Source organism: Ralstonia sp. Ralssp110 (genome assembly GCF_047325135.1).
In the GTDB taxonomy this organism is placed as follows: Bacteria; Pseudomonadota; Gammaproteobacteria; order Burkholderiales; family Burkholderiaceae; genus Ralstonia; species Ralstonia mojiangensis.
The window spans coordinates 686,829-700,796 of record NZ_CP168609.1; the positions used below are offsets into that span (position 1 = coordinate 686,829).

The window sequence follows — 13,968 nt, forward strand, 5'->3', positions numbered from 1 at the left end:
TGAATCAGCACGCCATGGCCGCCAGGTAGTCGAGTGCGCCCTGCCCCGCAGCGGCGCCGCTCGCAAAACACGCCGTCAGCAGATAGCCGCCTGTGGGCGCTTCCCAGTCGAGCATCTCGCCGGCGCAGAACACGCCCGGCAGACGCTCGATCATCAGCTTTGCATCCAGCGCTTCAAACACCACACCGCCCGCGGTGCTGATCGCCTCGTCGATGGGCCGCGTGCGTATGAGCCGCAACGGCAACGCCTTGATGGCCTTCGCGAGTTGAGCCAGATCGGCAAACGCTTCCTTGCTCAGGCACTCGCGCAGCAAGCCGAGCTTCACGCCCGTGATGTTCAGCTTGCTTTGCAGATGGCTCGACATTGAACGCGCGCCGCGCGGGCGCATCAGTTCATCCGTCACACGTTGCGCACTCCAGCCTGGCGCAAGGTCAAGCCAGATCGTCGCGCCACCCTCTGCGGCCAGCGCATCGCGAATGGGCGCCGACAACGCATAGACCAAGCTGCCTTCAATGCCGGTCTGCGTGACAACGAACTCGCCCTGGCGGAATTGCAGCGCCCCGTCAGCGCCCGACGGCAAACCGATGGCGACCGACTTCACGGGCTGCCCGGCGAAACGCTCCTGGAAATACGCGCTCCAATCGGCGTCGAACCCGCAGTTGGCGGGCTGCAATGGCTGCACCTGCACGCCGCGCGCCTCCAGCAACGGCACCCAGGCACCGTCGGAGCCCAGGCGCGGCCAACTGCCGCCGCCCATGGCAAGCACCACCGCATCGGCTTGCACCAGCCGTTCAACATCGGTGGTTTCAAAGCGCAGCACCTGCGCGCGGTCCGACGGTTCTGCCCACCCCACCCAGCGATGTCGCATATGCAACTGCACGCCCGCCTCGCGCAGCCGGTGCAGCCATGCGCGCAGCAAGGGCGCGGCCTTCATCTCAGTCGGAAAGACACGCCCCGAACTGCCGACAAACGTGTCGATGCCCAGCCCATGAATCCACGCGCGCAGCGCATCGGGGCTGAAGCGGCCAATGAGCGGCGCCAGCGCATCGCGCCGCGTGCGATAGCGGCCGAGAAACGCGTCGATCGGCTCCGAATGCGTGATGTTCATCCCGCCGATGCCCGCCAGCAGAAATTTGCGTCCGGCCGAAGGCATGGCATCGAACACCTCCACACGCACACCGTTGCGCGACAGGACTTCAGCGGCCATGAGCCCGGCGGGGCCGGCGCCGATGACGGCAACGAGAGGGGCTTTCGGTGTTTCAGACATGCGGGGGTGGATGGCTTACGCGGGGCGGACGAGCGGGGCGCTATTGTCACATCCTGAATGGGTGCGGGCAAACGAGGTCACGCATGGCGCTTTTTGGGGTGCGCTTGCCGTCGCCCACCGCGCTTTTCGGTAAACTGGCGCCCTCTTTCCGTTCTTCTCCGCGCCGCCGCACCGGTCCCATTCCGTGCGACATGTCGCCCAGGCTGTCCTGACGATGTCCAACAAGACCCACGAAATCCGCCCCAACCAGTCGATCGAGCTGCTCAAGGAACTGCACATCCTGACGCGCGACGGCAAGATGAACCAGGACAGCCGCCGCAAGCTCAAGCAGGTCTATCACCTGTTCCAGTTCATCGAGCCGCTGATGGCTGACGTGCAACAAGCCAAGGGGCACGTCACGCTGGTCGACCACGGCGCAGGCAAGTCGTACCTCGGCTTCATCTTGTACGACCTGTTCTGCAAGGAACAGCCGGGCGATGGAACCTCGCACATTTACGGCATTGAAACGCGCGAAGAGCTGGTCACCAAATCGACCGAACTGGCCGCGCGGCTCGGCTTCAAGGGCATGTCGTTCCTGAACCTGTCGGTGGCGGAATCGATCACGTCTGACCGACTGCCGGCCACGATCGACATCGTCACTGCACTGCATGCGTGCAATACCGCCACAGACGACGCGATCCGCTTTGCGCTAGAAAAGCATGCGCAGTACATCGTGCTCGTACCGTGCTGCCAGGCGGAGGTGGCCGGGGTGCTGCGCAAGAACAAGGGCAAGTCGCTCGGCAATGCGCTCACGGAAATCTGGCGTCACCCGTTGCACACACGCGAATTTGGCAGTCAGGTCACCAACGTGCTGCGCTGCCTGCAGCTTGAAGCGCACGGCTATCAGGTCAGCGTGACGGAACTCGTGGGGTGGGAGCACTCGATGAAGAACGAGCTGATCATTGCGCAGTACAAAGACCTGCCGCGCCGCCGCCCGACCGAGCGACTGAACGAGGTGATCAGCACGCTTGGGCTCGGGGAACTGCACGAACGTTTTTTCGCGCCAACTGACCTCTGAAGCAGCAGCGCAGTCTGCCAGTGCGTCGGCGCCCGAGTCCGATCGCTCGGGCCACCGAATCTGTGCAGGGCGCGCACAGATCGCAGCGGTTACGTTGAACGTCCGCCTTCATGCTGGACCCGCTTGTCTTCGTACATGGCGACATCGGCTTCACGTAGCGTTTCTTCCAGACGCCCACCCTCGTGGCAGGTGGCGCAGCCCATGGAAAACCCAAGCTCCGCGCCCGGATAGAACTGGTTGTTGAGTTCCACCAGCTTGCGCAGACTTTCCACCAGCGCTGCACCAGCCTGTGCGTCGGCGCCGGGCAGCAGCACGGCAAACTCGTCGCCGCCAATGCGCGCGGCGTGAGCAGGCTTGTCGACAGCCTTGCCGAGCACCTCGCCGGCGCGCCGCAGCAGCGCGTCGCCCGCGGCGTGGCCGAGTTGGTCATTCACGCGCTTCAAGTCGTTCAGGTCGATCATGATGACTGTGACCGGGAACGGGCCCTTGCGCTCCAGCCGGTTGATCTCGTCCACGTAGAACGAGCGGTTCTTCAGCTTGGTCAGCACGTCGTGCTTGCCGAGATATTCGAGGTACGACTCGGCCTTCTTGCGCGCGGTGATGTCGGTCAGCGCCAGCAGCACCATGTCCCAATCCTTCTCGCGGCCCGGGAACACGGAGAACTGCAGGTGGATGTTCAGCGGGTTGCCATCGAGCCCGTAATTGACGACCTCGCGCTGCTGGAAAAGCTTGCCATCCCACAGGTCGATCAACTGCTCGCGAAAGTGGGAGCGCATGTCGTCGCGAAAGACTTCCGGCAAGCGGCCAAGCAAGTCGTTGCGGTTGCGCGCCTTGAACATCTCCAGCGTGAAGCCGTTGACGTCAAGCACCTGGATCTCCTGCATGCAGCGTTCGACAAACTCCGGGTGCACGTCGGTAAAGGTTCGGAAATCGGTGATGCCCTGCATGCGCACTTCGTCCAGCAGCATCTTGATGGTGCTGAAGTTTTCCACCCACAGCGACACCGGTGCATGCTCGAACACGCCGCGCGCATAGAGTTGGCTGGCCGCGGCACGGCGGCGGGCGTCTTCGAGTTCGGTGATGTCGTCCACGGCCACCAGCACGCGGTCCCACGGCTGATCGTGGTCGGGCAGGACCACGCCCTTGAGCAGGATGTCGAGACGGCGGCCGTCGAGCGTGTAGTTGACACTGCGACTCTCGAACGACGGCTCGCCGGACCAGAGCTGCACGAGTTCACCCACGTGGGCCTCGAGCATGTCGTCGCGCAGAACGTCTGCCAGCCGCGCGGTCAGGGTTTCGGCATCCGGGGCGGCGTACATGGACAGCGTGCGCCGGTTCACGCGCAGCACCTTGATGCAGGCGGAACACGCCGCCACGCGTGATACGTCCTCTTCCAGAAAGCGCTGCAGGTCGGTCACGCCGGCCGCCCGCCATTGGGCAAAGAGGCGGTGCAGATCGCTGTAGTCCTCCAGCCACAATGACGTGGGGGTGACATCGAAGAAGTCGATCAGGTTGACACCCACAGCCGCCGGGCTGCTGACGCTATCGGACGCGGATTGCATGAATCGCTCTACGGGAACAAAAACACTTCGCAAACGTTGCGAGCGTACCGGTTTTGTGTAAGACCGCGCACAGCGCCTCGCTCATCCGGAAGGATTACCCCCATGCAGACGATGCGCGGTCAGCTACTGCAGCGCAATACCTCGTCGAATGCCGGGAAAGTTCCCCCGCGGGATTTTCCGGCGCCGCGCCGTATTTAGTTTTTCTTTATCTGGCGTTGTAAAAATAGCCACTTCGATTTTTAAGATATTTTCACGAAGCGGGATATGCATTTCATTTTTTCAACGCGCTTTGCAGAAGTCGCCCGTTTCCCGGGAAGTCGCCCGCAGCTTTGCGGATGCGCATACCAAAAACTGCAAATTCCGCGACATGTTCCCTCGCACGTGATTTAAAAAACTTCGTCTCGATTCGCAAGCCGTTTCCTCCAGAATCCGTGCATCCCGTGCGCGGGCTGTGATTTGCACCGCGCAAGAAGCGGGTAATTCCTTGTCCCGATTCTGCGGCCTGCCCCCCCATTTTCTTTTGAGCCCTGGGCCGCCGATTCGTTTCCATCTCAGGAGAAATGCAATGCGGGATTCGACAACCCACCGTCGTACGGCCACGACACACACCGGACGCGCCTACAGCGCCCGGACACGTCGCTCGTTCAAGCTGGCACTCGTGGCACAAGCTGCGGCCGCGCTGATTCTGGCCGCGTGCGGCGGCGGCGGAGATGACGGGCTTACCCCGGCCGGCGGCAAGCTGGACGCAAACGGCTCGCAGCAGCAGGGCAATACCAATACCGGCAACACCAACGCGCAGGCACCGGCCGTCGACGCAACGGTGCCGCCGGTGGAACTTCCGGACTACATCAGGCCGGTCAACTACAAACTGTGGTTCCGCCCGAGCGCAGACCTGAACAGCTTCTCGGGCCGTGCCGATGTGGAGATCAAGGTCACCAAGCAGACCGGCGCCGTGACGTTGGCCGTGCGTGACCTGAAGCTCGACGCCTCGCGCCTGACGCTCACGCCCACCTCGGGCAACGGCGCATCGCGCGTGCTGGTACCGATTCCGCAATCGCAAGGCGCCTTCTATGACCTGCGCGACCCGACCGGAGACATCAAGCCCGGCAACTACGTGCTGCACATGGAATGGACGGGCACGATCAACTTCACCAAGGCCGAGGGCATCTTCAAGCTGGGCTTGCAGGCCGCAACGGGTGAGAGCTCTGACGCCATCGTCACGCAAGGCGAATCCAACTTCGCGCGCGAATGGTTCCCGAGCTGGGATGAGCCAGCCTTCCGCAACACCTTCGAGGTGACGGCGGAAATTCCGGGCGACTGGAAGGCCGTGGCCAACGGCCGGCAGACCGGCGCGACCAAACTGCCGGATGGCTATCAGCAGGTGTCGTTTGCCAAGACGCCGTCGATGCCGGCATACCTGCTGTTCTTCGGCGGCGGTAAGTTCGACATCCTGGAAGACCAGTTCACCAACCCGCTCGATGGCAGCAGCATGCGCCTGCGCTGGTGGGTGCCGCCTGGCGAGGCGCACTCTGCGGTGGCCGGCATGCAGTTCACGAAGGAAGCGCTGAACCACTACTACAACTACTTCCAGATCCCGCTGCCGTTCGACAAGATGGACACCATCGTCGCCAACGACAGCTACGACAACAAGAATGCCGGCTTTGGCGGCATGGAGAACTGGGGCGCCATCTTCGAGTTTGCCGACCAGGTGCTGGTGCCGCCCGATGGCGCACCGACCACCGTCCACTCGATGGGCAAGGCGCGCTCGTTCGTTGTGGTGTCGCATGAACTGGCACACCAATGGTTTGGTGACCTCGTCACGCTGGACTGGTGGGACGACATCTGGTTGAACGAGTCCTTCGCCAACTGGTTCGAGAACGTCACCAAGATCGCGCTGCATCCCGAGTTCCAGGGCAACACCTGGGCCGACTATGCGGCCGTCAAGCAGCGCGTCTTCACGCTCGACCTGCAACCCACCTCGGTGCCGGTGCAGCACAACCTGAGCGATGCCGGCTCGATGGACTTCCTCGACCGCTTTGCCTACAACAAGGGCGGCCATGTGCTGCAGATGCTCGAGAATTACGTCGGCAAGGACGCCATGCGCAAGGGGCTGCAGAGCTACCTGAACAAGTACAAGTTCGGCAATGGCACGCCGCCGCGCCTGTGGGCGGAGCTGGAAGCGGCAAGCGGCAAGCCAGTCGGCAAGGTGGGCGACAGCTTTGTGCGCCAGACCGGCGTGCCGCTGGTCAGCATCGATGCGCAGTGCAACCCGGCCACCAACCAGAACGTGCTGACGATCACGCAGAAGGCGTTCCCGAACAAGAACGTCTATTCCGGCTATCAGTGGAATGTGCCGCTCACGATTGCCTACGGCGATGGGTTGGCGCAGACGCAAACGGTGGTGCTGGACCAGCAGACCGCACAGGTCACCCTGCCGACGTGCTCGGCCGTGCTGGCGAACCCGACGGGCCTGGACTACTACGTGACCAACTACAGCCCGACGCTGTGGAGCGCGCTGCTGGCGCAGGCCGGTACCATCACCAACAAGGCGACGACGACCAACATCGCCGGCGATGCGACGCAGTTGTACAACGCGCAGATCATCGACAAAGCGCTGTATGACCAGATCGTCGGCATCCAGAACATGCAGCCGGCCGTCGCAACGCTGCGTGCACAGGCTGTGACGCCGACGGGCTCGCTGCGTCCGCAAGCGGTGCAGCTGCAGCAAATGCAGTCGATGGATCGCCCGATCCACAAGTTCCGCTACGAAGGTCTCATGAAGCATCTGACCGACATCAAGCGGTAAGCGCCAAAGCAAACGGGCCGCGTCTTACGATGCGGCCCGCTGCGAGGTTGGCTCCTGATTTTCGGCGGACACGGTCCGCCGTTTTTCATGCGCGCGTCAGACGATCCTCAACCGGTCCGATGCAGGAAGGTGGCCTGAATTACGTCAGTCATCCAGATAGCGCTTTCGCCGGTCTGGCCATGCTCCAGCACCTTGACGGCACTCTCAAACAGCACGCTGGCCAGCGCATCGGAAACGATGATCTCGATGCGCACGCGCGGCACGAACTCCGTCAGGTCTTCCTTGATGGAATGCGCGCCGGCCTGGGAAGCCGCCGGAGGATAGGCGCTCACCTCGCCCACCGTCATGCCCGGAAAGCCCGGGCAACTGCGCAGCGCTTCATGCATGCGTTCCAGCAGTTGCGGGCGCACTACGATGCGGATTTCCTTCATGCCTTCGACTCCTCATCAAACCATTTGTACAGCGTGGGCAGCATCACCAGCGTAAGCAGCGTGCAAGTCAGCAGACCGCCGATCACCACGATGGCCAGCGGCCGTTGCACTTCCGAGCCCGGCCCTGTGGCAAACAGGAACGGGATCAAACCCAGCATGGCCACCGTGGCCGTCATCATCACAGGGCGGAAGCGCATGCGCGAGCCCAGCCGCACGGATTCCTCCACCGACATGCCCTGCTCGCGCAAGCTGCGGATCGTGCTGACCAGCACCACGCCGTTGAGCACCGCGATGCCCCATAGCGCCACGAAGCCGACCGATGCCGGAACGGACAGGTATTCACCCGTGACGAACAGCCCGATGATTCCGCCCACCGAGGCAAACGGCAGCACCAGGATGATCAGCGTGGCGTAGCGCACCGAGTTGAACAACAAGAACAGCAGGAAGAAGATGGCGGCCACCGTAATCGGCACGATCACCTTCAGGTGGCCCATGGCGCGTTCCATGTTCTGGAACTGGCCGCCCCACTCCAGGTAATAGCCCTCGGGCAGCTTGACCTTCTGCGCCACGGCGGCCTGCAACTCGGCCACGAAGCCGCCCAGATCGCGGTCACGCACATTCACGCCAACCACCACCCGGCGCTTGCCCAGCTCGCGGCTGATCTGCGCGGGGCCGTCGGTCACATCGATGCGGGCGATGCTTTCCAACGGCACTTGTGCCCCGTTGGGTGCGGCCACGATCAGGTTGCGGATGGCCTCCACGCTGCCGCGATATGCGTCCGGCAGACGCACCACCGCGCTGAAGCGGCGCTCGCCTTCGAAGATTTCCGTGGCTTCCTTGCCGCCGATGGCGGTTTCGATCACGTTGTGCACGTCCGCCGCATTCAGGCCATGACGCGCAATGGCCTGGCGGTCGATCGCGATCTGCAGATACTGCTGACCGGTGATCCGCTCCACGCGCATGTCCTGCGCGCCCTGGATGCCCTGTGCCACCTTGGCGATCGCCTCGGCCTTTTCGCGCAGCGTGTTCAGGTCGTCGCCAAACACCTTGATGGCCACGTCCGAACGCACGCCGGTCACCATCTCGTCCACGCGGTCGGAGATCGGCTGCGCCATGACGATCTGCACGCCGGGCAGCACCTGCAGCGCCTTGCGCATCGCCTCGGCAATGTCGTCCTGGTTCCAGCCCCTGGGCCACTCGTCGCGAGGTTTCAATGACACGATCGGCGTCGATTCATTCTGGCCCTGCGGATCGGCCGGCGATTCACCACGGCCCACACCCGAAACCGCCGACTTCACACCCGGCACCTGCATCACCAGGCGCATGGCTTCCATCTCCATGCGGATCGACTCTTCCAGCGAGATGTTCGGCGCGCGATTGATGCCGGGCACCACCGAGCCTTCCTTCATCTCCGGAATGAACGCCGTGCCCAGGAAGGGCATCAGCGCACCGGTGGCGAGAAACACCGCCACAGCCACGATGACGGTCTTCCGCCCGTTGTTCAGGCTCAGCTCCAGCAAGCGCAGATACGGCTTCTTCATCTTCCGAATCAGCCACGTATCGTGTGCATCGTGCTCGGCGTGTGGGTCATCGCTGTGCTCACCCTCCATGTGCTTGTGCACCTTGGGCTTGAGCAGATACGACGACAGCACCGGCGTCAGCGTCAGCGACAGCACCAGCGAGAAGAACAGCGCAATGGCAATCGTGAAGGCCAGCGGCGCAAACATCTTGCCTTCCATGCCCTCCAGCGTCATCAGCGGCAGGAACACCAGGATGATGATGCCCACGCCAAAGATCACGGGCGTCGCCACTTCCGTCACGGCATGCAGGATGATGCGCGCGCGGCTCTCGTTCGGGTCGCGCGGCTTGGCCAGGTGCGCAAACGCGTTTTCCACCACCACCACGGAGCCATCGACCATCAAGCCGATGGCGATCGCCAACCCGCCGAGTGACATCAAATTGGCCGAGATGCCGAGCTTGTTCATCGCCATAAAGGTCAGCAACGGCGTGAGGATCAGCGTGCCGACCACGATGAGCGATGAACGTATGTCGCCGAGGAACAGCAGCAGCACGATCACCACCAGCACCACGCCTTCGGCCAGCACCTTGATGACGGTCTGCAAGGCCGAATCCACCAGATCGGAACGCTCGTAGTACGGCACGATCTTCAGGCCGTCAGGCAGCATGCCGTCGTTGTTGATGGCCTTGACGCGCTCCTGGATGCGGGCGACGACTTCCTTGGCGTTGCCCCCGCGCATCATCATCACGACGCCGCCGACGGATTCCGTCACTCCGTTCTTGACCACCGCCCCCGCGCGCACCGCCGTACCGATCTTCACCTCGGCCACATCGCGGATCGTCAGCGGCGTGCCGTTAACCTCCTTGAGCACGATCGCGCCGATATCGTTGGTGTCACGCACGAGGCCCACACCGCGGATCAGGTATTGCTCCGCGAAGTGCGGCAGCACACCGCCACCCGAGTTGGCGTTGTTGGCGGCCAGCGCCTCGAACACCTGCTTGACCGTCACGTTGTGGTGGCGCAGGCGCTCCGGGTTGACGAGCACCTGATACTGCTTCTCGTAACCGCCCTGCGAGTTGATCTCGGCCACGCCCGGAATCGAACGCAGCAGCGGCCGCACCACCCAGTCCTGTGCGATACGGCGCTGGGTGAGTTCCTCCACCGAAAGCTCCTTGTCGCCGTCATCCGGTTTGTCGAGCGTGTACTGATACACCTCGCCCAGGCCCGTCGATACGGGGCCGAGTACCGGCGTCACGCCTGCGGGCATGCGCGACTGCACCTCGATCAGCCGCTCCATCACAAGCTGGCGCGCGAAGTACACGTCGGTCTCATCGGTAAAAACGAGCGTGATGAGCGACAGGCCCGGCTTGTTGAGCGAGCGCATCTCTGTCAGCGCCGGCAGACCCGTCATCGCCATTTCCACCGGCACAGTCACAAAGCGCTCGACCTCCTCTGGCGAGCGCCCCGGCGCTTCCGTGGCGATCTGCACCTGCACATTGGTCACGTCCGGAAACGCGTCAAGCGACAGCTTGCGTGCGGCGTCCAACCCGAAGAACAGCAGCACGGCAGCGATCACCGCCACCACGAGCCGCTGCTTGAGCGCGCCGCGAATCAATGCGTCGATCATGCGCCCTCCATCTCGGCGCGCTTGCGCTCGTTGTTCAGATGGAAGCCCCCTTCAACGACGATGGGCTGGCCGGCCTGCACGCCGGAAAAGACCGGACGCACGCCGTTCGACTCATCGCCCAGCTTGACCGGCGTGAGCTGGTAGTTCGTATCGCTGGTGCGCACGAACACGTAGTCGCGGTTGTCTTCGCGCACCACGGCGGAGGTCGGCACCACCACGCGTTCTTCCGGGCGCGACTGGATGATCAGCGTGGCCAGCATCGACGGTTTGAGCGCGCGCTCTGCGTTGTCGACTTCAGTACGCACCGTGACCGTACGCGTTTGCGGGTCAACAATGTCCGACACCCAGATCAGCTTGCCGACAATGCGCTCGCCCGCGCCGGTGTCGATCTCGACGGCCTGGCCTGCCCGCACGCCGGCAGCGGCGTTCTCGGGCACTTCACCCACCACCCACACGCGCGACAGATCGGCCACGGTGAACAGCTCGTCGGCCGGCTGCACCACTTGGCCGCGCGTCACCTTGCGCTCCACCACCGTGCCGCTGATGCTGGCCACCACGGGCGAGATCGACGACATGCCGCCCGTGCGCATCTTCGCCAGCGTCCCCGGCGACACACCCATCACGCGCAATTGGTCGACGGCTGCGCGCACTTCGGCGTCCGCCATTGCCAGTTCGCTCTGGCGCTTCTGGAGTTCGGCCGAGCCGATCACGTCGGCGGCCAGGAGCAGCTTGGCGCGTTCCAGCGCACGTGCCTCCAAGTCTCGCTGCGCGGCGGCCTTCTGATAGGCGAGCTGCGCGGCGCCCAGCTCGGTGCTGTGCAGTTGCGCCAGGATGTCGCCTGCCTTGACGCTCTGGCCCGGCGTGGCAACCAGCTCCGTCACACGACCCGTGACGGTGGCGCCGATGCGGGCAACGCGCTGTTCGTCAAACGCAATCTGCCCCGGCACCCGCAAGCGCTCGGCAATCGGCTGTTTGCCCACCGGCGCCACTTTCAGACGCTGCACCAGCGTGGGCTGGGCAACGACGAGGTTTGGGTCGACGGCCTGTTGCGCGGCCTTGGCATCGTTAGCGGCATCTTTGCCGCATGCGCCCAGCAACAGCATCGCCGCCAGGGCAACGCCGGCCAGCCGGATCGAAGAAGAGAAAGAAGAAGGTGCGGTCATGGTCTGGCTGGATTCGTGAGTTCGGGAGGCAACGCGATGGCTGGGCCGGTTCATTGGGCCTCCGGGCGCAGGCGGTCGAGTTCAACGGCAGCGGTGCGCAGGTCTGCGCGTGCGGCAATCAGGTCATTGCGTGCCTGGCGGAAGACGCGCTGGGCATCGAGGTAATCGAGAATCCCGCGCTCGCCGTGGCGGTATGCGGCTTCGGCCACGCGCAGCGCCGATTCGGCTTGTTTGATGACACCGGATTCGAGCGCGCTGACTTGCGACTCCGCAATCTCGTATTGGCGATAGGCGGATTCCACCGCCTGGCGCGTGCGCAGTTCGCGGTCGCGCAACAGGGCGCGGGCACGTTCGCAGGCAGCGACGGCTTCACCGACGGGACCATCGCGGCGGTCGAACAGCGGAATCGACATCACCAGGCCCACGCGGCTGTCCTGCAGATCGGGTTGGCGGTCGACCGACCCGCGCAGCGCCAGCGACGGCCAACGCTGGCTGCGCTCGTGTGCGAGACGCGCTTCGGCCTCGCGCACGGCGGCGCGGTCGGCTTCCAACTCCGGATGCGTGGCGAGGACCGTGCTGACCAGATCGGCCAAGGGCGGCAAATGCGCGACAGAAGGCGTCTCCGCTCCGGCATCGACATCGAACGTCAGCGGCAGATCGGCACCCACGGCGCGGCGCAGTTCGGCCAGCGCCTGCTGCACGCGCAGTGCGGCGGCCTGCTCGTTGCGCTGCGCGTTGAGCAACTCCGCGTCGCCACGGATGAGTTCGTAGCGCGGGGCCTCGCCGGTTTCCACCCGCACGGCCACGCCACGGCGGATCTGCTCGACCAGCGTCACGTCTTCGCGCGCGTTGCGCTGCTCGGCCTCGCGGCGCACCACGTCGTAAAAGCGCAGCTTGAGATCGGCTTCCACGTCGCGTGCCTGCGATCGGGCAGTGGCCTGCGACGCTTCGTACGCGGCATCGGCGGCTTGCGTACGGGCGGCGCGCTGCCACGGCAAATCGAGCTTTTGCGTGATCGACACGCTATTGGTGCGGCCTTCCGCCGCACCCGGCATGCGGGCACGCTGGCGGCCGGCCATGGCTTCCACCTCGGGGTTGGGCCAGGCGCGTGCGGTGGCGATGCCCGCTTGCGCAGCCTGCACCTGCGCCTGTGAAGCGGCGAGTGCCGGGTGGTTGGCGCGGGCCAGTTCCAGCAACTGCTGCAAGGTGTAGCGCGGCTGCGGGAGCGCCTCGTCGGCACGGGCGGTGGCGGTCTGGGCACCACGTGGCGACGGAGTCGGGGGCGCTGCATTGGCGTGGACGGCCATCGCGGCCAGCACAGCGGAAAGAACAGCACGCCGCGACGCGCGCGCGCCTGCTGCGGGGCGCGGGTTGGCCGCATCCTGATTGGACAACATCCGAAATCATCCTGAAAAAGAAGAACAGGCAAGCGCGAACGCCCAGCCGGTCAACGGGCCGGTTGGCGCAGCACTAGCAACTCAAGGGGATGGTTTCCGGCGAACGCCGGAGATCAGGCGCGTGCGGGCGGGCGCAGCATGGGGGCCGGCGTGGGGCCAGCCTGGAACGGAGGAAGCGAAACACGGACACGCGCGACACGCAGGCCGGGCGTCAGCGCCATGGGAGGCGGCGGTAGCCAGAGTTCCGGCGCGTCGCTGGGGTGATCGGGGGCGGCGGCGCTGGTCGTGGGCGCGTCGGGCGCATCGGGCGCGTGCGCAACCCAATGTTCGACGCTGAAACACTGGCCGGGCTGCTTGACCGCCTTGCCGAGCGCGACCTTGATGGCGCGCTCGAAACCCTTGCTCGGCTTGGCAACCGGCGGAGCATCACCGGGCATGTCGTCGACCACGGCTTCGATGGCTTCCAGCGCGTCGTCGGCAGCCTGGCCATCGGGAAAATGCGTGGCCGAGAACACCGAAACCGTGAACAACAGGCACCAGATCGTGACGATCCACCGCACGCCGCGCGCACGCGACAGCACGCCCCGCGCGGTGGCGCGAGACAACGTCGGCAAGGCGGAGGAAAGATTCGTCACAAACATGGGCCCCGAATACTATCGGAAAAATGCTGCATCTGCACACAACGTCGGGCAGATCGCCAGAATGTCAATCGGAATCGACCTGACTTTTGCGAATCCGTTCCATTTCAGGCCAATGCACGCGCACCCAGTCGTCCAGGCCGACGAGCGTGCGGTTGAGCGATTCCCCGAGCGGGCTGAGACGATATTCGACGTGCGGGGGGACGTTGTCGTAGATGGTGCGCAGGATGAGGCCGTTGGCTTCCAGCTCGCGCAGCGTCTGCGTGAGCATTTTTTGCGAGACGCCGTCGCCCACGCGGCGCAGGAGTTCGTTGTTGCGCACGGGGCCGTTTTCCAGCGCCGGAAAAATGCGCAGCGCCCATTTGCCGGCAACCAGTTCGAGTGCGCGTGTGGACGGGCAGGCGTTCACGGTGCCTTCAGCGGGACTTTCCGGCGTTGAAGATGAGGATGGGGCCATGTTGTCGGCCATGGGGCCTCCGGAGCGCGATTGGGATACGCGTG

At 64.4% G+C, this 13,968-nt stretch carries 10 protein-coding genes; 2 read left to right on the forward strand and 8 right to left on the reverse strand.

Annotation, left to right across the window (positions count from 1 at the left end):
* Positions 1 to 4 precede the first annotated feature (4 nt).
* Entirely contained in the window at positions 5 to 1,267 is a 1,263-nt protein-coding gene (locus tag ACEN9T_RS03695; RefSeq protein ID WP_413706464.1) for a TIGR03862 family flavoprotein, read from the reverse strand.
* A gap of 214 nt (positions 1,268 to 1,481) precedes the next feature.
* Between ACEN9T_RS03695 and ACEN9T_RS03700 the strand changes: the two genes are divergently transcribed.
* Positions 1,482 to 2,324, forward strand: coding sequence for a class I SAM-dependent methyltransferase (locus tag ACEN9T_RS03700; protein WP_092971183.1), 843 nt, complete (start codon positions 1,482 to 1,484; stop codon positions 2,322 to 2,324).
* 89 nt (positions 2,325 to 2,413) lie between these two features.
* On the opposite strand, the gene ACEN9T_RS03705 is transcribed toward ACEN9T_RS03700, so the two are convergent.
* Positions 2,414 to 3,886 carry a sensor domain-containing diguanylate cyclase gene (locus ACEN9T_RS03705; protein ID WP_092971182.1) on the reverse strand — a complete coding sequence of 491 codons (1,473 nt, stop codon included), beginning with the start codon at positions 3,884 to 3,886 and terminating at the stop codon, positions 2,414 to 2,416.
* Between the two features lie 565 nt (positions 3,887 to 4,451).
* Between ACEN9T_RS03705 and ACEN9T_RS03710 the strand changes: the two genes are divergently transcribed.
* A complete protein-coding gene (locus ACEN9T_RS03710) occupies positions 4,452 to 6,692 on the forward strand; it encodes a M1 family metallopeptidase (RefSeq protein ID WP_413706465.1) in 2,241 nt (746 codons plus the stop codon).
* A 107-nt stretch (positions 6,693 to 6,799) separates the two neighbouring features.
* Here the strand turns inward: ACEN9T_RS03710 and ACEN9T_RS03715 are convergent, their stop codons facing one another.
* The 6 genes from ACEN9T_RS03715 to ACEN9T_RS03740 form a co-directional block, all read right to left on the reverse strand.
* Entirely contained in the window at positions 6,800 to 7,123 is a 324-nt protein-coding gene (locus tag ACEN9T_RS03715; RefSeq protein WP_413706466.1) for a P-II family nitrogen regulator, read from the reverse strand.
* Complete coding sequence (locus ACEN9T_RS03720; RefSeq protein ID WP_413706467.1) at positions 7,120 to 10,269, reverse strand: efflux RND transporter permease subunit; 3,150 nt, start codon at positions 10,267 to 10,269, stop codon at positions 7,120 to 7,122. The genes ACEN9T_RS03715 and ACEN9T_RS03720 overlap by 4 nt, the downstream gene beginning before the upstream one ends.
* A complete protein-coding gene (locus tag ACEN9T_RS03725; RefSeq protein ID WP_413706468.1) occupies positions 10,266 to 11,486 on the reverse strand; it encodes an efflux RND transporter periplasmic adaptor subunit in 1,221 nt (406 codons plus the stop codon). Before ACEN9T_RS03725 ends, ACEN9T_RS03720 begins: the two co-directional genes overlap by 4 nt.
* Complete coding sequence (locus ACEN9T_RS03730) at positions 11,483 to 12,829, reverse strand: TolC family protein (RefSeq protein WP_413706469.1); 1,347 nt, start codon at positions 12,827 to 12,829, stop codon at positions 11,483 to 11,485. The genes ACEN9T_RS03725 and ACEN9T_RS03730 overlap by 4 nt, the downstream gene beginning before the upstream one ends.
* Positions 12,830 to 12,942: 113 nt before the next feature.
* Positions 12,943 to 13,470, reverse strand: coding sequence for a hypothetical protein (locus ACEN9T_RS03735; protein ID WP_413706470.1), 528 nt, complete (start codon positions 13,468 to 13,470; stop codon positions 12,943 to 12,945).
* Between the two features lie 64 nt (positions 13,471 to 13,534).
* The gene (locus tag ACEN9T_RS03740) at positions 13,535 to 13,936 is read right to left on the reverse strand and encodes a winged helix-turn-helix transcriptional regulator (RefSeq protein WP_413706471.1); all 402 of its coding nucleotides are present in this window, start codon (positions 13,934 to 13,936) and stop codon (positions 13,535 to 13,537) included.
* Positions 13,937 to 13,968: the final 32 nt, after the last annotated feature.

Excerpts from the sequence above, each read along its gene's own strand:
- ACEN9T_RS03725 (WP_413706468.1), bottom strand. The coding sequence starts at position 11,486 with ATGAACCGGCCCAGCCATCGCGTTGCCTCCCGAACTCACGAATCCAGC.
- ACEN9T_RS03710 (WP_413706465.1), top strand. The coding sequence starts at position 4,452 with ATGCGGGATTCGACAACCCACCGTCGTACGGCCACGACACACACCGGA.
- ACEN9T_RS03730 (WP_413706469.1), bottom strand. The coding sequence starts at position 12,829 with ATGTTGTCCAATCAGGATGCGGCCAACCCGCGCCCCGCAGCAGGCGCG.
- ACEN9T_RS03740 (WP_413706471.1), bottom strand. The coding sequence starts at position 13,936 with ATGGCCGACAACATGGCCCCATCCTCATCTTCAACGCCGGAAAGTCCC.
- ACEN9T_RS03695 (WP_413706464.1), bottom strand. The coding sequence starts at position 1,267 with ATGTCTGAAACACCGAAAGCCCCTCTCGTTGCCGTCATCGGCGCCGGC.
- ACEN9T_RS03735 (WP_413706470.1), bottom strand. The coding sequence starts at position 13,470 with ATGTTTGTGACGAATCTTTCCTCCGCCTTGCCGACGTTGTCTCGCGCC.
- ACEN9T_RS03715 (WP_413706466.1), bottom strand. The coding sequence starts at position 7,123 with ATGAAGGAAATCCGCATCGTAGTGCGCCCGCAACTGCTGGAACGCATG.
- ACEN9T_RS03705 (WP_092971182.1), bottom strand. The coding sequence starts at position 3,886 with ATGCAATCCGCGTCCGATAGCGTCAGCAGCCCGGCGGCTGTGGGTGTC.
- ACEN9T_RS03700 (WP_092971183.1), top strand. The coding sequence starts at position 1,482 with ATGTCCAACAAGACCCACGAAATCCGCCCCAACCAGTCGATCGAGCTG.
- ACEN9T_RS03720 (WP_413706467.1), bottom strand. The coding sequence starts at position 10,269 with ATGATCGACGCATTGATTCGCGGCGCGCTCAAGCAGCGGCTCGTGGTG.